The 22,173-nt window shown below is 73.6% G+C and carries 22 protein-coding genes and 1 pseudogene; 12 read left to right on the top strand and 11 right to left on the bottom strand.

Translation table 11 applies throughout. The features are described 5' to 3' along the window. Nucleotide 1: 1 nt before the first annotated feature. From AB0C22_RS06545 to AB0C22_RS06570, 6 genes are read left to right on the top strand one after another with little or no spacing between them, the layout of a single operon-like run. Nucleotides 2-793 carry an ABC transporter ATP-binding protein gene (locus tag AB0C22_RS06545; RefSeq protein WP_232377477.1) on the top strand — a complete coding sequence of 264 codons (792 nt, stop codon included), beginning with the start codon at nucleotides 2-4 and terminating at the stop codon, nucleotides 791-793. Further along, entirely contained in the window at nucleotides 790-1,650 is an 861-nt protein-coding gene (locus tag AB0C22_RS06550; RefSeq protein WP_357533847.1) for an ABC transporter permease, read from the top strand. The genes AB0C22_RS06545 and AB0C22_RS06550 overlap by 4 nt, the downstream gene beginning before the upstream one ends. Continuing rightward, nucleotides 1,647-2,744, top strand: a complete 1,098-nt coding sequence (locus tag AB0C22_RS06555; RefSeq protein ID WP_208566337.1) for an ABC transporter substrate-binding protein — start codon at nucleotides 1,647-1,649, stop codon at nucleotides 2,742-2,744. Before AB0C22_RS06550 ends, AB0C22_RS06555 begins: the two co-directional genes overlap by 4 nt. Then, nucleotides 2,744-3,526, top strand: a complete 783-nt coding sequence (locus AB0C22_RS06560) for an aldolase/citrate lyase family protein (protein WP_357533849.1) — start codon at nucleotides 2,744-2,746, stop codon at nucleotides 3,524-3,526. The genes AB0C22_RS06555 and AB0C22_RS06560 overlap by 1 nt, the downstream gene beginning before the upstream one ends. Then, the gene (locus tag AB0C22_RS06565; RefSeq protein WP_208566339.1) at nucleotides 3,523-4,185 is read left to right on the top strand and encodes an SDR family oxidoreductase; all 663 of its coding nucleotides are present in this window, start codon (nucleotides 3,523-3,525) and stop codon (nucleotides 4,183-4,185) included. Before AB0C22_RS06560 ends, AB0C22_RS06565 begins: the two co-directional genes overlap by 4 nt. A gap of 39 nt (nucleotides 4,186-4,224) precedes the next feature. Continuing rightward, nucleotides 4,225-5,295, top strand: a complete 1,071-nt coding sequence (locus tag AB0C22_RS06570; protein ID WP_357533851.1) for a LacI family DNA-binding transcriptional regulator — start codon at nucleotides 4,225-4,227, stop codon at nucleotides 5,293-5,295. A 139-nt stretch (nucleotides 5,296-5,434) separates the two neighbouring features. Here AB0C22_RS06570 and AB0C22_RS06575 read toward each other — a convergent pair whose 3' ends face one another. From AB0C22_RS06575 to AB0C22_RS06595, 5 genes and pseudogenes are all read right to left on the bottom strand, one after another. After that, the gene (locus AB0C22_RS06575) at nucleotides 5,435-6,661 is read right to left on the bottom strand and encodes a glycosyltransferase (protein WP_357533853.1); all 1,227 of its coding nucleotides are present in this window, start codon (nucleotides 6,659-6,661) and stop codon (nucleotides 5,435-5,437) included. Beyond that, complete coding sequence (locus tag AB0C22_RS06580; RefSeq protein ID WP_357533855.1) at nucleotides 6,658-9,099, bottom strand: glycosyltransferase family 39 protein; 2,442 nt, start codon at nucleotides 9,097-9,099, stop codon at nucleotides 6,658-6,660. Before AB0C22_RS06580 ends, AB0C22_RS06575 begins: the two co-directional genes overlap by 4 nt. A gap of 167 nt (nucleotides 9,100-9,266) precedes the next feature. Beyond that, a pseudogene (locus tag AB0C22_RS06585) lies at nucleotides 9,267-10,730 on the bottom strand (HAMP domain-containing sensor histidine kinase); the annotation flags it as partial. 52 nt (nucleotides 10,731-10,782) lie between these two features. After that, complete coding sequence (locus AB0C22_RS06590; protein ID WP_219460972.1) at nucleotides 10,783-11,529, bottom strand: response regulator transcription factor; 747 nt, start codon at nucleotides 11,527-11,529, stop codon at nucleotides 10,783-10,785. Between the two features lie 133 nt (nucleotides 11,530-11,662). Next, on the bottom strand, nucleotides 11,663-11,896 hold the full coding sequence (locus AB0C22_RS06595; RefSeq protein ID WP_357533858.1) for a hypothetical protein: 234 nt from the start codon (nucleotides 11,894-11,896) through the stop codon (nucleotides 11,663-11,665). A gap of 240 nt (nucleotides 11,897-12,136) precedes the next feature. On the opposite strand from AB0C22_RS06595, the gene AB0C22_RS06600 reads away from it, so the two are divergent. From AB0C22_RS06600 to AB0C22_RS06610, 3 genes are all read left to right on the top strand, one after another. After that, entirely contained in the window at nucleotides 12,137-13,087 is a 951-nt protein-coding gene (locus tag AB0C22_RS06600; protein WP_357533860.1) for a serine/threonine-protein kinase, read from the top strand. Between the two features lie 81 nt (nucleotides 13,088-13,168). Next, nucleotides 13,169-13,594, top strand: a complete 426-nt coding sequence (locus tag AB0C22_RS06605) for an OsmC family protein (protein WP_208566347.1) — start codon at nucleotides 13,169-13,171, stop codon at nucleotides 13,592-13,594. Nucleotides 13,595-13,862: 268 nt separating this feature from the next. After that, nucleotides 13,863-14,696 carry a hypothetical protein gene (locus AB0C22_RS06610; protein WP_219460966.1) on the top strand — a complete coding sequence of 278 codons (834 nt, stop codon included), beginning with the start codon at nucleotides 13,863-13,865 and terminating at the stop codon, nucleotides 14,694-14,696. A 145-nt stretch (nucleotides 14,697-14,841) separates the two neighbouring features. On the opposite strand, the gene AB0C22_RS06615 is transcribed toward AB0C22_RS06610, so the two are convergent. The 5 genes from AB0C22_RS06615 to AB0C22_RS06635 all read right to left on the bottom strand — a co-directional run bounded on the left by AB0C22_RS06615 (nucleotide 14,842) and on the right by AB0C22_RS06635 (nucleotide 19,363). Further along, entirely contained in the window at nucleotides 14,842-15,360 is a 519-nt protein-coding gene (locus AB0C22_RS06615; protein WP_219460963.1) for an ATPase, read from the bottom strand. A gap of 157 nt (nucleotides 15,361-15,517) precedes the next feature. Beyond that, nucleotides 15,518-15,964, bottom strand: a complete 447-nt coding sequence (locus AB0C22_RS06620) for a response regulator (protein WP_208566350.1) — start codon at nucleotides 15,962-15,964, stop codon at nucleotides 15,518-15,520. A 128-nt stretch (nucleotides 15,965-16,092) separates the two neighbouring features. Continuing rightward, nucleotides 16,093-16,461, bottom strand: coding sequence for an STAS domain-containing protein (locus tag AB0C22_RS06625; RefSeq protein ID WP_308290694.1), 369 nt, complete (start codon nucleotides 16,459-16,461; stop codon nucleotides 16,093-16,095). A 65-nt stretch (nucleotides 16,462-16,526) separates the two neighbouring features. After that, nucleotides 16,527-17,573 carry a cobalamin-dependent protein gene (locus AB0C22_RS06630; RefSeq protein WP_357533863.1) on the bottom strand — a complete coding sequence of 349 codons (1,047 nt, stop codon included), beginning with the start codon at nucleotides 17,571-17,573 and terminating at the stop codon, nucleotides 16,527-16,529. After that, the gene (locus AB0C22_RS06635; RefSeq protein ID WP_357533865.1) at nucleotides 17,570-19,363 is read right to left on the bottom strand and encodes a PP2C family protein-serine/threonine phosphatase; all 1,794 of its coding nucleotides are present in this window, start codon (nucleotides 19,361-19,363) and stop codon (nucleotides 17,570-17,572) included. Before AB0C22_RS06635 ends, AB0C22_RS06630 begins: the two co-directional genes overlap by 4 nt. A gap of 265 nt (nucleotides 19,364-19,628) precedes the next feature. On the opposite strand from AB0C22_RS06635, the gene AB0C22_RS06640 reads away from it, so the two are divergent. After that, nucleotides 19,629-19,979, top strand: a complete 351-nt coding sequence (locus AB0C22_RS06640) for an STAS domain-containing protein (protein WP_219460960.1) — start codon at nucleotides 19,629-19,631, stop codon at nucleotides 19,977-19,979. Nucleotides 19,980-20,063: 84 nt separating this feature from the next. Continuing rightward, nucleotides 20,064-20,417 carry an STAS domain-containing protein gene (locus AB0C22_RS06645; RefSeq protein WP_219460958.1) on the top strand — a complete coding sequence of 118 codons (354 nt, stop codon included), beginning with the start codon at nucleotides 20,064-20,066 and terminating at the stop codon, nucleotides 20,415-20,417. Nucleotides 20,418-20,572: 155 nt separating this feature from the next. Here AB0C22_RS06645 and AB0C22_RS06650 read toward each other — a convergent pair whose 3' ends face one another. Further along, entirely contained in the window at nucleotides 20,573-20,908 is a 336-nt protein-coding gene (locus tag AB0C22_RS06650; RefSeq protein WP_208566356.1) for a hypothetical protein, read from the bottom strand. A 157-nt stretch (nucleotides 20,909-21,065) separates the two neighbouring features. Here AB0C22_RS06650 and AB0C22_RS06655 point away from each other — a divergent pair, with 157 nt between their 5' ends. Further along, nucleotides 21,066-22,154: an AI-2E family transporter gene (locus AB0C22_RS06655; protein WP_357533868.1), complete on the top strand. Its 1,089-nt coding sequence runs from the start codon at nucleotides 21,066-21,068 to the stop codon at nucleotides 22,152-22,154. The last annotated feature ends 19 nt before the right edge of the window (nucleotides 22,155-22,173 follow it).

The raw sequence follows: 22,173 nt of genomic DNA on the forward strand, positions 1-22,173 counted from the left end.
CATGCGCATCGAGATCGACAACGTGGCCAAGGGGTATCCCCGGGCCGACGGGAGCCGACTGTCGGTGGTCGGCAGCCTCAGCACCACGATCGAGGCGCAGGAGTTCGTCTGCGTGATCGGGCCCAGCGGGTGCGGCAAGTCGACGCTGCTCGGCCTGCTCGGCGGGCTGCGCCGGCCGGACGACGGGGAGATCCGCTTCGTCGGCGAGCGCACCGCCGCCGGCCCGCTCACCTCGATCGTCTGGCAGGACTACGCGCTGATCCCCTGGCGCTCCATCGCCGACAACGTCGGCTTCGGGCTGGAGCTGCGCGGGGTGCCCGCCGCCCGGCGGCGCGAGGTGGCCCGGGAGCACCTGACGATGATGGGCATCGAGGCGTTCGCCGACAACAAGCCGCACGAGTTGTCCGGCGGGATGCGCCAGCGGGCCGGGATCGCCCGGGCCCTGGCGAGCGACCCCGAGGTCCTGCTGATGGACGAGCCGTTCGCGGCGGTGGACGCCCAGACCCGGACCCTGTTGCAGGACGAGCTGCTCCAGGTCTGGTCGAAGCACCGCAAGACGGTCCTGTTCATCACGCACAGCATCGAGGAGGCGCTGCTGCTGGCGGACCGGATCATCGTGCTCGGGCCCCGGCCGACCCGGGTGGTCGAGGAGATCCGGGTGCCGTTCCCCCGGCCGCGTACCCGCGACGTCGAGTTGGACCCGCGGTTCACCGAGTTGAAACGCCACCTGTGGGCGCAGTTGCGGGACGCCACCCTGGCGGCCGAATGGGCGGAAGCGAAGGGGGACCGATGAGCGAGCAGAGCGTGCCGACCCGGGAGCGGACGCCCGACGAACCCGTGGTCCGCTACGCGGTGGACCCCCGCGCGGAACGCCCGCCGGGTCGCGGCTTCAAGCTGCTCAGCAGCGGGCTGGGCAGCATGGTCCCGGTGGTCGTGGTGCTGGCGCTGTGGCAGGGCGGCAGCATGGCCGGGCTGATCGACAAGACCTTCTTCCCGGCCCCGTCGGAGTGCGTGCAGGCCCTGGTCGAGCTCTTCTCCTCCGGGGAGCTGCTGCCCAACGTCGGGATCACCGCCCAGCGCATCCTGCTCGGCTTCCTGCTCGGGGTGATCCCGGCGACGCTGCTGGGCATCGCGATGGGACGGTCGAGGTGGGTTCGGGTGCTGATCGACCCGCTGATCGCCATCACGTACCCGATCCCGGTGGTGGCGATCCTGCCGCTGCTGCTGGTCATCTTCGGCACCGGCGGGCGGCCGATCGTGGTGCTCGCCGGGATCATCTCGTTCTTCCCGGCCGTGGTGAACGCGATGTCCGGGGTGCTCCAGGTCGACGAGCGGCTGATCCTGATGGCCCGCAACCTGGGCGCCGGCCGGCAGCAGATCCTCTGGAAGATCGTCCTGCCGGGCGCCCTGCCGTCCATCTTCGCCGGCATCCGGCTGGCCGCGGGGCTGGCCCTGCTGGGCACCATCGCCGGTGAGTTCCTCGCCGCCAGTGACGGCGTCGGGTCGATGACCTGGCGGTACTGGCAGATTTATCAGATCGACAACATGTACGCCACGCTCGCGGTGATCGCGGCGATGGGCTTTTTCCTCACCACGGTGACGCTGCGCGTGCAGCGGCGCTTCTTCAGCTGGACGGAGGGCCAATCATGACAATCAAGCGGATCACGACGATCAAGCAAAAAGGTGTCATCGCCGCGCTGTTGGGGGCGAGCCTGCTGCTCGGCACCGCGGCCTGCGGTGACGACGCGGAGTCGAAGGGCGCCGACGGCACCGACAAGGTGACGGTCAACTCGCTGGAGATCCTCTCGCTGGCGCCGATGATGGTGGCCGACGCGAAGGGCTTCTTCGGCAAGCACCAGGTCGAGGTGGAGTTCAGCAACGCCGACATCTACTCCCGGCTGGCGGTGCAGGGTCAGGGCAAGCTCGACGTGAACATCCCGGGCACCGGTGGCGCGCTGTTCAACGCGGTCAACCAGGGCCTGCGGGTGCGGGCGGTGGCCGACCGGCAGCAGTACCGGTGCGCGTCGGACAACCTCCTGCTGGCCCGTACCCAGGCCTTCGACGGCGGCCTGAAGAGCGTGGCCGACCTCAAGGGCAAGAAGGTCGCCATCCTGGCCAAGGGTTCGACCACCGAGTACTGGCTGGACCGGGCGCTGGGTGAGGTCGGGTTGAAGCAGTCCGACCTGGGGCAGATCGTCACCCTGAGCTACCCGGACACGGCCAACGCGCTCAAGAGCGGTGCGGTGGACGCCGGCTTCGTGGTGCAGCCGCTGGCGTACCAGCTCATCACCGACGGGCAGGCCAAGCGGGTGCTGGCGATGAACGAGGTGGCGCCCAACCAGGAGCAGGGCCTGATCACCATGTCGCAGGACTTCATCAGCAAGCGGCCCGAGGTCGCGGCCCGGTGGATGGCCGGCTGGCTGGAGGGCGTGCGCTACTACCAGGACCCGGCCAACAAGGACGACGTCATCAAGATCGTGGCCGAGCGGACCAAGGTGCCGGCGGAGACGATCACCAAGCTGTACGGCACCGACCAGTGGCCGTACATGGACCCGAACGGTCGGGTGGACACCGCCACGGTGACCGCCGAGGACGGCAAGTGGCTGCTCGACAACAAGATCATCGAAAAGTTGCCGGAGGTCGGTGAGTGGCACGACGGTTCCGTCGTCGACGCCGCCCTGAAGATCGTCGGCGAGGTGCCGGCCAACCGCGACTGCGGCGGCGTGCAGAAGCTGGAGTCCTGATGTATCCCCGTCCGAGCCGGCTGGCCGAGGTGCTGCGCGACGGTGGCGTCGCCCTCGGCAGCCTGACCCTGCTCCAGGAACCGGCGATCGGCGAGATCCTCGGCACCCTCGGCTACGACTTCCTGGTCGTGGACACCGAGCACGCCGCGGCCGACGAGCAGAGCGTGCTGGCGATGGTCCGGGCGGCCGGCTCGGCGGGGACCACCCCGCTGGTCCGGCTGCGCCGGATCGAGGAGAAGGACCTGCTCTGGTCCCTGGACAGCGGTGCCGGTGGGGTGGTGCTGCCGCTGGTGGAGACCGGCGCGCAGGCCGTCGAGGCGGCCCGGCTGACCCACTACCCGCCGGTCGGTGACCGGACGCTGTGCTCGGCGGCGCGGGCCGCCGGGCACGGCACCGCCCGGGGCGACTTCGACCGCTACCTGACCTGGGCCGGACAGAACACCACGGTCGTCGCCCTGGTCGAGACCCCTGCCGGGCTGGCCAACCTGGACGACATCCTCGCCGCCGACCTCGACGTGCTCATGCTCGGGCGGGCCGACCTGTCGGTCAAGCTGGGCCTGGGCTACCAGCCCACCCACCCGGAGGTGGAGAAGCACGCGGTCGACTTCGTCGAGCGGGTCGTCGCCGCCGGCCGGGTCGCCGGCATGCTGGCCTACTCCGCCGAGGAGGCCCGCCGCTGGATCGACCGGGGCGTCCGCTTCGTCGTCTACTCCCAGCCGGAGATGCTGCTCTCCGACGCCTACCGGCGGGCCCGCGACGAGATCCTCGGCGGCACGTCGTGAGCCTGCTGGTGACCGGCGGGGCCAGCGGCATCGGCGCGGCCGTGGTCGCCGCCGCCCGCGCCCGGGGCGAGACGGTCCACGTGCTGGACGTCTCCACCGGCGTGGACGCCGCCGACCCGGTCGCGGTGGGCGAGTTCGTCGACGCGATCGGCACCCCGCGCCGGGTGGCCCACCTGGCCGGGGTGGTCAGCTCCGGTGGCATCGAACAGACCAGCCTCGCCGAGTGGGAACGCACCCTGCGCAACAACCTCACCGCCGCGTTCGTCGTCAGCCAGGCCGTGGTGCCCCGGATGGCGGCGGCCGGCGGCGGGTCGCTGGTGCTGATGAGCAGCCTCAACGCCCGTGACGGCGGCACCCGGCTGTCGGGCACGGCGTACGCGGCGGCGAAGGCGGGGGTGCTGGGCCTGATGCGGCACCTGGCCGTCGACTTCGGACCGCAAGGGGTACGGGTCAACGCCGTCGCGCCCGGCCCGGTGGCCACCCCGATGCACGACCGGCTCACCGCCGAGCAGAAGGCGGGGCTGCGGGCCCGGATGCCGCTGGGCCGGGTCTCCTCGGCACAGGAGATCGCCGACATCGTGCTGTTCCTGCTCTCCGATTCCTGCGCCACGGTCACCGGCATGACCTTCGATGTGAACGGGGGCAGTCATCTCAGCTAGGTTGCCGGGTACGGGTACCGGTCCGGCACGGGAGGCACAGTGAACAAACGGGTGACCCTGCGCGATGTCGCCAGCCTCACCGGGGTGCACGTCTCCACGGTCTCCCGGGTGCTGCGCGGCGACGACGTGCGGGTCGCCCCGGCGACCGCGACCCGGATCGTGGAGGCCGCCAAGCAGCTCGGGTTCCACCGGGACCGCTGGGCGGCCAGCCTGCGCAGCGGCAAGACCGGGGTGATCGGCGTGCTGGTCCCCCGGATCACCGACATCGTGCTGGCCACCGTCTTCGAGGGCATCGACGCCGCCGCTGCCGCCGCCGGCTACCAGGCGGTGGTCAGCAGCAGCTGGGACGACGACGAGGCGCGGGCGCTGCGCATCCAGCGGTTGATCGGGGAACGGGTGGACGGGCTGATCATCGGTGACGCCCGCCGCAACGACCCGATGCTGGCCCGGCTGGCCGCCGACGGGGTGCCGTTCGTGCTGGTCAGCCGGGCCTCCCGGGGTTTCCCGTCGGTGACCGGCCGGGACCGCCTCGGTGGGCGGCTCGCCGCCGAGCACCTGATCGACGTGGGCTGCCGGCGACTGGCGGTGATCGCCGGCCCCGGCCACGCCAGCACCTCCGCCGACCGGGTCGCGGGCTTCCTCGCCGCGGCGAAGGCCCGGGGCGTCCCGGTCGACCCCCGGTGGGTCGCACCGTCCACCTTCGACGTCGCCGGTGGGGCCTCGGCGATGGCCGGGCTGCTGGCCACCGGTCGTCCCGACGGGGTCTTCGCGGTCAACGACTTCGCCGCGATCGGCGCGATGGGCACCCTGCGCGACCACGGCCTGCGGGTCGGTCGGGAGGTGGCGGTGGTCGGGTACAACGACATCGACGTGGACGCCCAGCTCCTGGTGCCGCTCACCTCGATCCGTACCCCGCTGCGGGACATGGGCTCGCAGGCGCTGCACGCCCTGCTCACCCTGCTCGACTCGGGCAGCACCACGTCGGTGCGGCTGGCCCCGGAGCTGGTCGTCCGGGCGACCACCGCCGACTTCCTCCCCGACGCGACGAGGGCGGTGGCGGGTACCGTCGCGCTGCCGGCGGTGTCCCGGGTGGGCACACCGGTGAACTGACGGCCGCCCGGCGGACCCGGTCGGCCGGCACCCGCCGTGCCGCCCGGACCGGATCCGCCCGTGCCCCGCGCCACCCGGACCGGTGCCGGGGGCCGGTCGTGCGGGGTACGGCGGCCACGACGCGTCGCCGCCCGGCCGGTCAGCGCCGGCGGTGGTGCATCGCCAGGCGTAGCAGCAGGAACCGCAGCGCCGTGGCGGCCAGGTTCGCCGCCACCAGCACCACTAGTTCGACCGACCGGGCCGGGGTGCCGACGGCGTGCAGCGCGGCGAGCGCACCACTGGTCAACGCCAGCCCGAGGGCGAAGGCGAGCAGGCCCTGGAGGTGGTGCCGACCGACCGACCGACGACCGGTGATGCCGAAGGTGAGCCGCCGGTTCGCCGCGGTGTTGCCCACCGCGGTCACCAGCAGCGCCACCAGGTTCGCCGGTTGCGCGCCGAGCACCCCCCGGGTCGCCACGAACAGCACCAGGTACGCCACGGTGCTGACCACCCCGACCAGCGCGAAGCGGGCCAACTGGCCGGGCAGCCCGACCGGCACCCGCGCCGGCTGCCCGGCCAGCGGTGCCCGGCCCCACTGGGCGCGCAGGGTGGCCAGCGGCAACGCCCCGGTGAGCAGGGCCCGCCCCAGGCGGCCGATGCCGCGCAGGTCGGCCAGGGCGGTGGCCACGATGTCCACCCGGCTGTCCGGGTCGTCGACCCAGTCCACCGGCACCTCGTGGATGCGCAGCCCGGCCCGCTGGGCGAGCACCAGCAACTCGGTGTCGAAGAACCATCCGGTGTCCTGCACCAACGGCAGCAACTCCCGGGCCACGTCGGCGCGGATCGCCTTGAAACCGCACTGCGCGTCGGAGAACCGGGCCGCGAGGGCACCCCGTAGCAGCAGGTTGTAGGCCCGGGAGATCACCTCCCGTTTGGCGCCCCGCACCACCCGGGAGGTCCGCGCCAGTCTGGTGCCGATGGCCAGGTCCGAGTGACCGGAGATGAGCGGGGCGACCAGCGGCAGCAACGCGGCCAGGTCGGTCGACAGGTCCACGTCCATGTAGGCCAGCACCGGGGCGTCCGAGGCCGACCAGGCGGCCCGCAGCGCGCGGCCCCGACCCTTGGCGCTCAGGTGCCGCACCTCGACGTGCGGCAGTTCGGCGGCGAGCGCCTCGGCCACCCCGAGGGTGCCGTCGACACTGGCGTTGTCCGCCACGGTGATCCGGAACGGGTACGGGAAGTGCGCGCTGAGGTGCTCGTGCAGCCGACGTACGCAGGGGCCGAGGTCGGTCTCCTCGTTGTAGACCGGCACCACCACGTCGAGCACGGCGGTGGGGGTGTCGGTCCGGGTCTCGATGGCGCGTCGGGGGCTGCCGATCGTGGTCATCCCTGTGCCTCCTGTCCGGCACTGGTCAGGTCGTAGACGGTGACCCCGTCCACGGTCTGCGCGGTGAAGGTCTCGGCGACCCAGGCGGCGATCTCCTGGGAGGCGGAGCTGCCCCCGTTGGCCCGGAAGCCGCCCCCGCCGACGAAGTAGTGGATCTTCCCGGCGGCCACGTACTCCTGGAACCGGGCCAGGGTGGGCGACGGGTCGCTGCCGTTGAAGCCGCCGACCGCCATCACCGGACGACCGGTGGCCAGCTGGTATCCGGAGGCGTTGTTGGAGCCGACGGCCGCCGCGACCCAGGTGTAGTCGTCGGCGTCGGCCGTCAGCAGCGCCTTCAGCGCGGCACTCGGCTCGCGGGAGTCGAGCAGCCCGCCCATCCCACCGCCGGTGCGCCCCTGGCCACCCCCGGTACGCCCACCGTCCTGCCCCGTGCCACCGTTGCGGCCGGTGCCGCCGTCCTGCCCCGTGCCACCGTTGCGGCCGGTGCCGCCGTCCTGCCCCGGGCCGCCGTTCTGGCCGGTGCCGCCGGGGAAGCCGGGGAACTGGCCCGGGCCGCCGTCGGCGGTACCACCGGGGAAGCCGGGAGGCTGACCGTTCTGGCCGGTGCCGCCGGGCCGGTTGCCGCCCGGGAAGCCGCCACCGGGAAACTCCATGCCGTTGCCCATCCGGCCGCCGGGTCCGCCACGCCCCGGGCCGAAGCCGCCCTGCACGGCCGGGCCGGCGCTCGGGATGGACCCGGTGTGCGGGGTGCCGGTGGTCTGCGCCGCGTACGCCGCCGGGCCGGCCAGCGCGGCCGACGCGCCGAGGGCCAGCGCCACCGGCACCAGCCGCCGGGGCAGCAGTCGGGCCGCCAGGATCAGCACCGCCACGGCGAGGCCGACCACCAGCACGGCCGGGCGCAGCCAGGGGTGGAAGTCGGGGCTGCGCCCGAGCAGGGTCCAGGACCACCAGGCGGTCACCGCGAGGGTGCCGGCCAGGACGACGGTGGCGAACACCCCCCGCCACCGGGCGGACCGCCGACCACCGGCCCCCGGCGCGGCACCGGCGACAGGCTGCGCCGGCCCGGGGTCGGCCCCCGGCGTCGGTCCCGGGTGGACAGCCGACGCGGTGACCGGCGCGGCGGGCGTCGCCGTACCGGTGACCGGGGTGGCGGGTCGGGCGGCGGCCCGGCGTTCCCGCCAGAGCAGGACGGTGCCGATGCCGACCAGCGCGCCGACCGCCGGGGCCAGGGCCACCGTGTAGTACGCGTGGAAGATGCCGGACATGAAGCTGAAGATCAGCCCGGTGACCAGCAGCCAACCGCCCCACAGCAGCAGCCCGGCACGCCGGCGGTCGGTGCGGGCCGCCCGCCCGGCCAGCACCAGGCCGGCGACGAGCAGGATCAACGCGGCCGGCAGCAGCCAGGAGATCTGGCCGCCGACCTCGGTGTCGAACATCCGCAACCAGCCGGTCTGCCCGGAGAACGGCCCACCGCCGCCCGGCCGGGCGCCGCCGCCGACGCTGCCCTCCTCGTCGCCGGTGATCCGGCCGAGGCCGTTGTAGCCCAGGGTCAGCTCCAGGATGCTGTTGCCCTGCGACCCGCCGATGTAGGGCCGGGCGCTGGCCGGGACCAGCTCCACCGTCGCCACCCACCACCCGGCGGCCACGACCAGCCCCAGACCGGCCAGCAGCAGTTGCCGGATCCGCCGCCAGAAACCGGTCGGCGCGGCCAGCAGGTAGACCCCGGCGAAGACCGGGACCACCAGGAACGCCTGGAGCATCTTGGTGAGGAAGCCGAAGCCGACCAACACCCCGACCAGCACGATCCACCGGGTGCTGGCCGTCTCCACCGCCCGCACCGTGGCGTACGCGCCGAGCACGAGCAGCAGCACCAGCAGCGCGTCCGGGTTGTTGAACCGGAACATCAGGGTGGCGACCGGGGTGAGCGCCAGGACCGTCCCGGCGATCAGGCCGGCGGCCGGGCCGTACCAGCGGCGGACGGTGGCGAACAGGACGCCGACCGAGGCGACGCCGAGCAACGCCTGCGGCACCAGGATCGCCCAGCTGTTCAGCCCGAAGATCCGTACCGACAGGGCCATCAGCCACAGCGAGGCTGGCGTCTTGTCGACGGTGATCGAGTTGGCCGCGTCGGAGGAGCCGTAGAAGAACGCCTTCCAGCTCTCCGCACCGGCCTGCACGGCCGCCGAGTAGAACGAGTTCGCCCAGCCGGACTCCCCCAGGCCCCACAGGTAGAGCAGGGCGGTGCCGAGCAGCAGCACGGCCAGCGCGGGTCTGACCCAGCGCGGGTCCCGTCGTGGGGGCGCGTCGCCCGCGTCCGGGTGGACGGTCGCCGACCGGGCCGGCGGTACGGTCGCGGCGTCGGGCGGGCCCGACGGCGGTGCGGTCGCGGCGTCCGGCGGGCTGGCCGGCGTCGTCAGCAGGCTCTCGGTTCTGTCCATGCGGTCAGCCTGGCCGGGCTGGTTGGGTCGATCCCGTGCCCTGGCTATGCGTGCGCTGTGGAATCCGGGGACGCGGGCCCGTCGCCGTCCGACCGCGCGGGCGCGACGGAAACCTGCGGCGCGGGGGCGGCGGGACGTGCCGGTGTCGGCGGGTCCGAGGCCGGGGGCGCGGGGGCGGTGGAGTCCGGCAGCCGTACGGTGAAGACGGTGCGGCCCGGTCGGCTCTCCAACGCGACGGTGCCGTGGTGAGCCTCGACCACGGCGGCGACGATGGCCAGGCCGAGGCCGGTGCTGCCGTGTTCCCGGGACCGCGAGCTGTCCCCCCGGGCGAACCGTTCGAAGACCTCGTCGCGCAGCTCCGCCGGCACCCCGGGGCCATCGTCGGTGACGCTGATCTGCACCGCGCCGGGCATCGGGGCGAGCCGGGTGGTGACGGTGCTGCCGGGCGGCGTGTGCACCCGGGCGTTGGCCAGCAGGTTCGCCACCACCTGGTGCAGCCGGACGGCGTCACCGGGCACCTCCACCGCCTCGTCGGGCAGGTCGAGTTGCCACCGGTGTTCGGGGCCGGCCACGTGGGCGTCGCTGACCGCGTCCACCACCAGCGCGGTCAGGTCGACCGGCCCGGTGGCCAGCGGCCGGCCGGAGTCGAGCCGGGCCAGCAGCAGCAGGTCGTCGACGAGGCTGGTCATCCGGGTGCTGGCGGACTCCACCCGGCGCAGCGCGTGGGCGACGTCCGGCGGCACCTGGTCGCGGCCCCGGCGGGCCACCTCCGCGTAGCCCCGGATCGCGGCCAACGGGGTGCGCAGCTCGTGCGAGGCGTCGGCGACGAACTGGCGTACCCGGGTCTCGCTGGCCTGCCGGGCGGCGAGCGCGGCGGCGACGTGACCGAGCATCCGGTTCAGCGCCGCTCCCACCTGCCCCACCTCGGTACGCGGATCGGTGTCGGCGTCGGGCACCCGCACCGACAGGGCCACCTCGCCCCGGTCCAGCGGCAGCTCGGCGACCCGTCCGGCGGTGGCCGCCACCCGGTGCAGCGGACGCAGTGTGGCCCGGACGATCAACGCGCCCAGGCTGCCGGCGACGAGCAGACCGGCGGCCGCGACGCCCGCCTGGGCGACGACCATCCACCACACCGTCTCCTGCACCAGCTGCAGCGGGATGGCGAAGATCAGGATGTCGCCATCGGGGAGCCGGCGGGACACCGCCCGGTAGTCACCGCGGTCGCCGAGTGCGACGGTGTGCGGCGCACGGTCGGTGGGTAGCCGGGTCAGCGGGGCGACCTCGGCGGCGGTGAGCGCCTCGGTCGCCCCGGAGCTGCTACGGATGCGGGCCGACGTCTCCCCCTGCGGGGTGACCCGCATACCGACCGAGCCGACCGGGAACGTCGGCGGTGGATCGGGTGACCCCTGCCGGTTGGCGGACTGGTCGAGAGGGCGCGGCTGGTCCGGGGATCGGTCCCAGGGCAGCCGGCTGTCGAAGCGGCGGTTGTCCATGGCGAACTGGTTGTCGACCTGGTTGATCAGGAAGTGCCGCAGCGCGATCGTGGTCAGCCCGCCGATGCCGATGCTGACCAGCGCGAGCAGCGCGACCACGGTGAGCACCAGCCGGCGGCGCAGGGACCAACCGGCCAGCCACCGTGCCCGGACCGCACCGGACAGCCGGCGACGCAGCCGGCCGACCGGGTCACGGCGCGGGCTTGAGGACATAACCGGCGCCGCGCAAGGTGTGGATCATCGGGCGGCGTCCCACGTCGATCTTCTTACGCAGGTACGAGATGTACAGCTCGACCACGTTGGCCTGCCCACCGAAGTCGTAGTTCCAGACCCGGTCGAGGATCTGCGCCTTGCTCAGCACCCGGCGCGGGTTGCGCATCAGGTAGCGCAGCAGCTCGAACTCGGTGGCGGTCAGGGTGATCAGGTCGTCGCCCCGGCGTACCTCGTGGCTGTCCTCGTCGAGGGTGAGGTCGCCGACGGTGATCACGGCCTCCTCCCGGGCGGTCACCGCGAAGCCGGTACGCCGCAGCAGGGCGCGCAACCGGGCGATGACCTCCTCCAGGCTGAACGGCTTGGTGACGTAGTCGTCGCCGCCGACGGTCAGCCCGGCGATCCGTTCCTCGACCGCGTCACGGGCGGTCAGGAACAGCACCGGCACGGTCGGGGTCTGCTCGCGCAGCCGGCGCAGCACCTGGAAGCCGTCCAGGTCGGGCAGCATCACGTCGAGCACCACCGCGTCGGGTTGGAACTGCCGGGCCGCGCTGAGCGCCGCCATCCCGTTGCCCGCGCTGCGCACCTGCCAGCCCTCGTAGCGCAGTGCCATCGAGAGCAGGTCGGTCAGGGTGGGTTCGTCGTCGACCACCAGCACCCGGACGGGCTCACCGTCGGGACGGCGAAGCTCGATCCGGTTCGGTACGGTCTGCCCGTCGGTCACCATGCCCCCATCGTGGGACCGGTTGCTGGTCCTGATCTATGCGCATCCTGTGTGCCGGCTGTGCGCGTGCGGCTGCCCCGCTCGACCGTACCGGGCCGGACGGGGTCGGGTGGGCCGATCGTGCTTCTGTGGGCCGCTACTGGCCCGCGCCGAGCGGGTAGGTGTGCACGAAGGACATCGTCCAGACCCCGTCGGCGGTCGGCCGGTCCCGCTGGTAGAGGTGGTCGGGGCCGCCCCCGCCCGGGGTCGGCGGGGTGTCCGGGTGGCGCAGCACCCAACGCACCGGCGGCACGCCCGCCTGGTCGGCTGGCAACGCCCTGACCAGGTCGTGGGCCGGCCCACCGAGGAAGCGTACGGTCACCTCGCCCATCGACCCTCCCGGTGGTGGGCCGACGGTACGCCGGCCACCCCGGCAAGCTACCGCACACCCGGCCGGGCCGGGGGCACACGACGGACGCCGCACGACGGAGGCCGCACGACGGGCCGGCACCTGGCGGTTCCGGGGTCCACCGGGGCGGGCGGACGGTTTGCCCTGCGCAGCGGCCGGGTACCGGCTCGGCAGCGCCATCGCCATCCCGGCGACGCGGTCGGCATGGACAGGAGCGGGTCGATGAGGACGCTCGCCGGGCGGTACCAGCTCGAACAGCGCATCGGCATGGGTGGGATGTCGGAGGTCTGGCGGGCGCACGACGTCGTGCTGGACCGGCCGGTCGCGGTCAAGCTGATGTCCCCCGCCCACCGGGGCGAGGAGACCTCCGTCGAGCGGATCCGGACCGAGGCCCGCTCCGCCGCCCGGCTCGTGCATCCCAACGTCGCCAGTGTCCACGACTTCGGCACCTCCACGACGCTGCCGGGCCGGGAGATGCCGTACATCGTGATGGAGCTGGTGGAGGGGGAGACCCTCGCCGCGCACCTGCGGGCCGGGCCGTTGGACTGGCGCATCGCCGTACGGGTCTGCGCCGAGGTGGCCGCCGGGCTCGCCGCGGCGCACGCCCACGGCATCGTGCACCGCGACGTCAAACCGGCCAACGTCATGCTCACCCCGTCGGGGGCGAAGGTGCTCGACTTCGGCATCGCCACCCCGGCGGGGGCCCCCGACCGCAGCCCGGACGGCATGGTGGTGGGCACCCCGGCGTACCTGGCCCCGGAGCAGTTCGACAGGCAGCCGGCCACCCCCGCCGCCGACATGTACGCGGTGGGGGTCCTGCTCTACTACTGCCTCACCGGCCGGTTGCCGTACGCGGCGGGGACCACCGCCACCCAACTGGTCGGGGCCCGGTGGAAGATCACGGCGGAACCGCTGCCGCCGATCGCGGGGTTGCCACCCGAGGTGGTGGACCTGTGCCGGCGCTGCCTCGACGACGACCCCCGGCAGCGGCCCAGCAGTCTGGTGGCGGCGCTGGAGCTGGCGGAGGTGGTCGACGCCCGGGTCTACGTGCCGATGCTGGCACCGGTGCCCCGGCCCCGGACGGCGTCGATGTCGCCCTGGACCGAGCGGGCGGCGGCGGAGGCGACCGAGGTGGTGGCGTTGCACGACTGGTCGCGTACCGGATCGGTCTGATCCCGGTTCCGCCGGCCGCGCGGCACGGCGTTTCACCCGTTCGTGGCCGGGAATCCGGCCCACGAGTGAGGGAGGAACGCGATGCCGGATCCGAGTTCCTGGCTGCACGAGGCCAGCGCGACCGCCACGGGCGGGCACGTACGCACCGACGACGGTGGGCTCTCCACCGCGCTGGCGTCGCCGCTCGCGCCGCACTGCACGGGGTTGACCCCGGAGCAGCTGCTCGCCGCCGCCTTCGCCTCCTGCCTGCACCACGCGGCGGTCGAGGCGGCCGGGGAGATCACCGACGAGGCGCACACGGTGCAGGTGACCGCCGAGGCGAAGCTGGGACGCGACGACGACGGCCGGTACCGGGCCGACGTGCACGCCAGCATCTCGTCGGTGGGGTTGAGCCGCGACCAGTTGGCCGAGCTGGTCGCGTACGCCGACCGGCTCTGGCCGTTCTCCAGCGACGACAGCAGCCGGCACCGGTTGACGGTGAGCGCGGCCGACAACGGCCGGCACTGAGCCACATCGTTCGGCCGGTGGAGGCACCATCGGTGGTACGGCCACCATCGCCCCCACCGGACGAACGATGCCCACCGATCGATCAGCAACGATGACATTCTGCCCGCTATCGCCAAAGAAGTAATGCTATAAGCGATAGAAGCGGCCTGAGGCTTACGCGGCTCCCCTAGCGATATGCGGAGAAGATCCGGGCGGAAAGTGACCCGTTGTGGCGTAGGCCACCCGGCACGGCGGTGGTCCGCGGCCGAAACCTCTCTAGCCTCGGCGGGTGCACCCCGACGACACCGATGAGCAGCGACCGGCCCGACAGCACGCGGCTGACCCTTCGACCGGGGCCACCTCGGACGAACGGAGGATCGGCCGGCACCGCGCACCGGAGCCGCCCCGGCGGGGCGTCCGCACCCCGTTCGCCTCGGTCCCCGCCCGGATCGCCCTCGCCGGCGGCGTCACCTGCTGTCTGGGGCTCATCGCGTTCGCCGGTACGCACCACGTCGACCGGCAGCGGCCCCGGCCGGTGCAGGAGGTGCTGGCCGACCGGGCCGCCGACGAACAGCGGGCCTCCCGCGCACGGGACCGGGCCGCCTCGCCCCCGGCCGCCCCGGCGTCGGCGAGCCCGCACCCACCGGCCGCCCGCAGCGCCTCACCGACACCGACGAAGCCGGGCCGGCCCCGTCCGGTCGCCGGCCTCACCCCGGTCCAGATGGACAACGCCAAGAAGATCGTCGACGCCGGTGTCGATCTGGGCGTGCCCCGACGCGGCATGGTGGTCGCCGTCGCCACCGCCATGCAGGAGAGCGACCTGCACAACCTCGCCAGCGACGTGCTGCCCGAGTCGTACGACCACCCGCACCAGGGCAGCGGTTCCGACCACGACTCGGTCGGCCTGTTCCAGCAACGCCCGAGCAGCGGCTGGGGCACCGTCGCCCAGCTGATGCGCCCCGACTATGCGGCTCGGGCCTTCTATGCGGCGCTGGCCAAGATCCCCGGCTGGCGGGAGCTCAGCGTCACCGCCGCCGCGCAGGCCGTGCAGATCTCCGCCTACCCCCACGCCTACGCACGGCACGAGCAGCGGGCCACCACCGTGGTGGCCGCGCTGACCTGAGGCCCGACGACCCCGGCCCGTCACCGCAGCGGTGGCGGCGCCGACCACTGAGGCCCGACGACCCCGGGCGGTCGCCGCAGGTGGCGGCATCGACCGCTGAGGCCCGACGGCCCCGGGTGGGTCGCCGGCAGCGGGTGCGGCCCGGTCAGGCCACCCAGGTCCCCGGCTCAGGCTGGTCGGCCGGCACCTCGTCGACGCCGGTGGCCACCCGGGTCGCCGGCACACCCCCGGCGGCGGCGGTCGGGGTGTCGACCGGCACCGTCTCGACGGCCACCCCGGTCAGGAGCTGATCCGCCCGGGCGGCCCGGTGCCGCCGTTCGTGCAGCGACGCCTCGAACTCCCGCCGGGCCTGCACCGCCTCGGCGTACACCCGCTCCCGCAGTTGCCGGGCCTCCTCCCGGGCGGCGTCCAGCTCGTCGCGGGCCCGGGCCAGCAGCTCGGCCGCCGGCTCCGCCGGGCGGACCGCCCGGCCGGCGTCGGCCCGCCGCCGGTCGACCATCGCCAGGAGCAGGGTGGTCTCCTGGCGGATCTGATCCCAATCCCGCCCCGCGCCGGCGATCACCTCCGCCCGCGCGGCGAGTCGGGTCAACCGGACTCCGAGCTCGTCCAGGAAGGAATCGGCCTGTTGCCGGTCGGAGCCGGACCGCACGACGGAGAACCTCATCACGTGTCGCCCCCCAGGAAGCTGATACGTCTGTTCCAGCTCGATCCTGGCGGCAGCCGGCCGACACGGGGGCGGTTCGGGAAAAATGTTCAGCAATTGCGGGGCCGGCGGCCGACCGGGCCCCGGCGCGGGGGACGCGCCGGGGCGAACCGCGCGGTCAGGAACGCTTCGGCAGCACCACGACCCGGCCGAAGAACTCGTCGATCCGGCGCACCACGTCGTTGAAGTCGTCCAGGTCGATCGGCTTGGTGACGTAGGCGTTGGCCTGCAGGCTGTAGCTGCCCACGATGTCGGTGTCCGCGTTCGAGGTGGTCAGCACCACGATCGGGATCGTCCGCAGGTCGTCGTCCTGCTTGACCTCGCCGAGCACCTGACGCCCGTCCATCCGGGGCATGTTCAGGTCGAGCAGGATCACGTCGGGGCGTCGGGCGTCGACGTGCCGGCCCTCCCGACGCAGGAACTCCATCGCCTCCTGGCCGTCACCGACCACGTCGATGACCTTGGCGATCTCGGAATCCGCCAGGGCTTCCTCGATCATCAGCACGTCACCCGGGTCGTCGTCGACCACCAGGATGCGGACGGGGTTCGTGGCGCCTCGGTCCATGGGTCCAACCTGTCTGTCTCGGCGATCGGGGACGACGGTCTCGGTACCCCGTCGGCGGGAGAACCGAACGCGGTCATCCGCGAGGTGGGAAACCGGTCGGTCATCCGCTGGCGGGGAAATTTAGCCCATCACCGGGCGGACGGCGACCGCGGGTCGGCGGTGTCCGGCTGGTAACGCAGCACCTCGGCCAGCCCGGTGATCTGGAGAACCCGATCCACCCGGCCGGTCGCCCCGGACAGCCGCAACCACCCGCCCCGGGCGGCCGTCAGGTTGTCACCGCGCACGAAGGCCGCGATGCCTGTGGAATCGCAGAAGGTCAACGCGCCGAGGTCGAGCAGCAGGTGCCGCTCGCCGTCGGCCACGAGCCGGTCGATCTCGGCGTTGAGCGCCCCGGCCGCACCGAGATCCAACTCGCCCGCGAGCCGCAGGCACACGCCGCCACCATCGCGCTCGTCGTGCGTGACGGTGAAGGTCAACGTCGTCCCTCTCGCTTCCACCGCAGGAAGACCCTTGCAGTGCAGCAAGTATACGCAGCGCTCCCCGGGCGCCCCGCAACGCCGCGTCAGTGCCGGACGACCCCGGATGCGACGGTCGCCGCCACACCCAGCGCCACGAACCGTCCCGCCCGGGGGAAGTCACGCAGGGCGTGCCCGTAGTGGCCCAGGGTCGACGCGACCGCCGCGGTCGGTACCCCCCGACTGGCCAGGATCGTCGCCAGCCAGGACACGAAGTCGGTGAACAACTCCGGGTCGTCGACGTAGACGGCGGCGGCCAGCGAATCCACGATGTAGCCGAGATCACCGATCGTGGCATCCCACTGCGTCGAGGTGTACTCCCCGACCGACGGCACCCGGACCCGCAGGTCCGCCACCGCCGAGTCGATCAGCTCACCACGCCGTTTCACCAGGCCCGCGTACTCGTGGTCGGCGAGGTGGGACAGCTCCGCAGGTGGAACCCGACGCAACCGCCGCTCGTCGGCGACCAGGTCGGCCGCGCCCGGGGCGTCCGCCGCCCAGGCGACCCCGAGCCGCCGGGCCCACCGGCCGTCCACACCGAACCCGCGCCCGCCGACCACCACCGGCACGTCCGAGCGCCGGCACGCCTCGATCATCCGGTGCGCGTACGGCAGCCGCATGGGCAGGGCACAGGCCAACGCGACCGCGTGCGCGTCGTGCCGGTGCAGGTAGGACACCAGGTGCGCAGCCGGCACACTGGCCCCCAGGAACGTCACCTGCCAGCCGCGCAGTCGCAGCACCTCCGCGACCAGCCGGGGCGGCAGGGCGTGCCACTCACCATCCATGCAGGCCACCACGATCCGCCCCCGGGTGGGACGCGGATCGGCGTACCCGGCGATCGCCGCCACCACCCGCTCGCTGATGTGGGTCGCCGCGTGTTCCTGCGCCACACTCCACTCGTTGCGGGCCCACCGCTCACCCACCTCGACCTGGGCCGGTGCGACCAGGTCGAGCAGCACCCGCTCCGCGGGGACACCGGCGTCGAGCAACCCGGTGGCGACCTCGATCGCGCCGTACTCGTCCGCCTCCTCCAGACAGGCGAGGAAGTCGGCGAAGGCGTGCGCCGGGTCAACCGGGGCGGTCGGGACGGTCACGATCGGGGGTTCCTCTCGGCCGTGCCCGGGACAGCCGGGACGGAGTGCAGGTGCCGTCGGGGACGACCGCCCGGCCCGGTCGCCCGCAGGGCCAGCACCGCGATGTCGTCGTGGTCACCGTGCCCCAGCCAGTCGCAGGTGACCTGCTCGACCCGCTCGGCGAGCGCCGGGGCGGGCATCCGGTGGCAGGCGGTCACCGCATGGACCAACCGGTCCTGGCCGAACTGCTCGTCACCACGTCGACCGCCCCGGGCCTCGGTCACCCCGTCGCTGTAGAGCAGACAGGTCTCCCCCACGGCCAGGCGTACGGTGACCTCACCGACGCGGGGGTCGGGGACCACGCCGATCAGCATGCCGCGCAGCGGCACCGTCTCGACCTCGCCGGAGTTGCGCAGCACCAGCGGCGGCAGGTGCCCGCCACCGGCCATCGTCAGCGACAGGCCGCCGTCGCGGTGCGGGCGTACCGTCCCGAGCACCAGGGTGGCGAAGCGGCCCTGACCGTGCGCCTGGGTGGTCTCCAGCAGGGCGTCGTTGAGCAGCTTCACCAGCCGGCCGGGGTGCGACTCGACACGATGGAGCGCCTGGAGACACTGACGCAACTGGCCGGTGAAGACCGCGGCCTCCACCCCCTTGCCCGAGACGTCGCCGAGGAAGAACACCGCGCCACCGTCGGCCAGCCGGTGCGCGCCGTAGAAGTCGCCACCGATGCGCAGGCTCGCCTGCGCCGGCCGGTAGGCCGTCCCCCACTGCACGCCGGTCACCTCGGGCGGCTCCACCGGCACCAGACTGGCCTGGAGGGTGTCGGCCACCTCGGCCTGGTTGCGGTAGAGGACCGCGGTGGTGAGCGCGGCGCCGGCCCGGGCGGCGAAGGCCCGGACGAGATCCAGGTCGGCCTCGTCGTACCAGCGGGTGCGGCGGGCCACCAGCAGCACCCCGGCCGGGGCCTCCCGGCCAGGCAGCGAGACCATCCGGGCGGTCACCTCCGACGTGGCCAGCCCCGGCAGCCAACCGGCCTCGACCGCCTGCTCGACGAGCCAGTCCACGGCATGCGGCTCGACACCGGACAGCCCCTCGGCGATCGCCGGGGGCAGTGCGGCGGCGGGCAGCACGCCGCTGTCCACCGTGGGGGACTCGTGGTCGGCCCGGGTCGCCCGCCACCACCGGGCCCGCCCGGACCGGGGTGCCAGCACCAGCACCGCCACCTCGGCCAGGGTGGGTACGGTCAGCCGGATGACGGCGGCGGCGGCCCGGTCGGGGTGCAGCGGGTTACCGAGCTTCTCCCCCACGACGGCGAGGAAGGCGGACCGGGCCCGCTCGGCGAGCAGCGCGTCCGCCCGGGAGACGCTGTCGGTGACGTCCTCGACGTACAGACAGCTGCGGGACCCGGACAGCGCCACCCGGCGGACCCGCAGCCGCCGGCCGTGATGGCCGAACCCGTCGGGGTCGGTGACCCCGGTCAGCACGGCGAGCCCGGCGGCCAGGCCACGACCGGGCGTCACCTCGGGCAGCAACCGCTCGGCGACGGGGCTGACGTGCCTCACCACGCCGTCGGAGTCACAGATGATCAGGCCCTCACGGAAGTGCTCGACGACCTCGGACCAGGCGGGCTCGGACCGGGCGGGCTCGGGCCAGGGGGGCTCGGACCGGGCGGGCTCGGGGCTGGTGCCGTCCGGTGCCAGCGGGGGCAGCACGGCGGGGGCGCCGACGGACCGGGCCGGAGCCCGTCCGGCACTCGGCGTGGAGATCCGTCCGTCGCCCGGGTCGAAACCCCTGACGTCGGCAGCAGCCACCAGCTGAGCCCCACTCCCCTTGTCACCGTCCGCCTGTCACCGTTCGCCGGGCCGCGGAGGTCGTCCGTATGCGCCAATCTGTTCCGCTCAGCCTACGCCGCACGGCGGGTTTCGCCACCGCACGGCACCCGGCGGCCCGGATACGCGCTCCTGCGGACCCGCCGGGAGATTGTTACGATCCGGCTGATCCAGCCCGACCGTCGGCCCTGCGGAAAGGCGCGCTGTGGCATCCCCTGGCAGGACTTTCGAAGCTGCCCCGCTGACCATGTCGGTCGACGGGTCCGACCCCCGGTCACCGGTCATCGCGGTCGGGGGTGAGCTGGCCTACACCACCTCCGCGCCGTTGCGCGCCGAGATCGACCGGTTGCTCACGGGCCGGCCTCCGGTGATCGTCATCGACTTCGCCGGCCTGACCTTCATCGACAGCACCGGGTTGTCGGTCATCGTGCACGCCTGGCGCGAGGGCCAGCGGGCCGGGACGCTGATCCGCCTGCGAGCCACGCCCCGGTTCCTGGGGACCATCCTGGACATGACGGGGGTCACCGGGCTACTGGCCCGTCAGGCGCCGGAGCAGTCCGCCGTCGCCGCACCGAAGCCACCCGCCGCCACCGCCTGAACCCCCGGCGACCGCGCCCGGCCCCGGATGGGTCCCGCGAACCCCCGACGTTTCCCGGTCCGGGGTTGCTGGGAACATGAGGGCATGCGCCCGCAGCTGTTGTCCATCGAGGTGACCCGGCCCGATGCCGGCCACGCCCGGCTGCGGTTGACCGGTGACCTCGACTTCGACACCGCTCCGGAGCTGCTCGAGGCGGCGGCCCGGGTCCGCGCGGACGGCTGCCACGAGCTGACGGTCGACCTCGGCGGGGTCGGTCTGTGCGACTCGTCGGGCCTGAGCGCCTTCCTGGTGCTCAGCCGGGGCGGCGTCGGGCCGCTGCGGCTGACCGGGGTGGGTGACCGGCTCCAGCAGTTGCTCGACCGCACCGGCCTGACCGAGCTGCTGGCCGTGGAGCGACCGACGGCAGGTGCCGCCGACGACGTCCGCGAGGTGGGCTGAGCCACCCGGCTGCCGGGGTGGCCCCCGACCCTGGGACCAGGGGCCGGGGGCCGGGAGGGGTCCGGGCGGGTCAGCTACGCCCCGGTCATGTTCGTGCCGGGGCCGGCGGCGGGCGGCGGGCGGCCCGGTCGACCCCGTCGGCGTACGGCCGACGGTCATCCGGCGACGGCGGGCTCCTGCGTCACGACGGCGGGTTGCCGGCGGGGACCGGTCGACCGGACCTCGACGGGGGAGGGTCGTTCGACGTCCTCCGGAGGACCGGAATCGGGCAGCTGGAACAGGTAACGGACGAATCCCCCACCCGACTCGTTCTCCTCCGCTCCCGGCCACTGCCCGGCGCAGTCCACACCGACGACCTCACGACCGGAACCGTCGGCCTCCTCCACCAGCGCCCAGAGGCTCACCGGGTAGCACCGTGTCGCCTCGGGGCCGATCCGCCACCGCGAGTACCAGCCGGGACGAGCCGGAACAATCTCCACGATCCTCTTCATGACGACCTTCCCTTCCGCGTGCCTCGGAAGACCTCCGGTCGCCTCGATGATCTGCCCCGGACGGGTGAGCGCCCCTCACCCCCGGCGAGTGAAGCCGCCGCCCGCCGGGGGTCCGGCAGAACGGTTTCCGGGCTCCGACCGGGGGTAGCCGCGCCGGATGGGGACCACCGACGATCGTCGTACCGCCCGCCGGGCGCTGATCGTGATCGGTCTGGTGTTGGCGGTCGTCATCGGGCTCGGCCTGCTCTGGTCCACCCGTCGGGTGCTGATCTGGATCCTGCTCGCGGCGTTCCTCGCGATGGCCCTCAGACCCCTGGTGGACCTGGTGGAGCGCCGGCTGGTGCGGCACCGGGCCACGGCCACCCTGCTGGTCTTCCTGGCCGTGTTCGGGCTGCTGGCGGCGGTGGGCGCGGTGATCCTGGTGCCGCTGCTGGACGAGCTGGGACGGTTCGCCGACCGGGCCCCCGAACTGCTGCGGCAGGCCCGCGCCGGGCAGGGACCGCTGGGCGGCCTGCTCGACCGGACCGGCCTGTTGGACTACGCCCGTCGCCACGGCGACCAGGTCCAGCGGTACGGCGGTGAGCTGCGCCAGCCTGCGGTGGAACTGTTCCGGGGCGTCCTGCGGACCCTCGCCGGCCTGGTCACCGTCGTCGTGCTGGCCTACCTCATGGTCCTGGAGGCGCCCTGGATCATCCGGACCATGCTCGGGGCGGTCGGTGCCGGCACGGGGGTGCGGTTGCGGCGGATCGGGCGGGGCACCTCGCGGGTCATCACCGGCTATCTCAGCGGCAACCTGCTGATCAGCGTGATCTGCGGACTGGGGACGTACGTCGTGCTGGTGCTGGTGGGGGTGCCGTTCGCGGCGGTGATCGCGCTACTGGTGGGGATCGCCGACCTGGTTCCGCTGGTCGGCGCGACGCTCGGGGCGGTCGTCGCGTCCGGGGCCGGCTTCCTGCGCTCCCCCACCGCCGGGCTGGTGGTGCTGGTCTTCTTCGTCGTCTATCAACAGGTGGAGAACCATCTGCTGCAACCGCTGATCATGTCCCGGGCGGTCCGGCTGAACCCGCTCACCGTGCTGGTCAGCGTGCTCGTCGCGGCCGAACTGGCCGGGCTGGTCGGGGCGCTGTTGGCCATCCCGGCGGCCGGGGTCGTCCAGGTGCTGCTGCGCGAGTTCGGACCCGTCGACCACCGCAGGGGTGACGATGTCGGCGGGTCCGACGCGGCCCGGTCCGACCGCCGGGGGTGAGCCGGCGGCCGGACCGATC

It is taken from the genome of Micromonospora sp. NPDC048894, assembly GCF_040649765.1.
Taxonomy (GTDB): domain Bacteria; phylum Actinomycetota; class Actinomycetes; order Mycobacteriales; family Micromonosporaceae; genus Micromonospora; species Micromonospora antibiotica.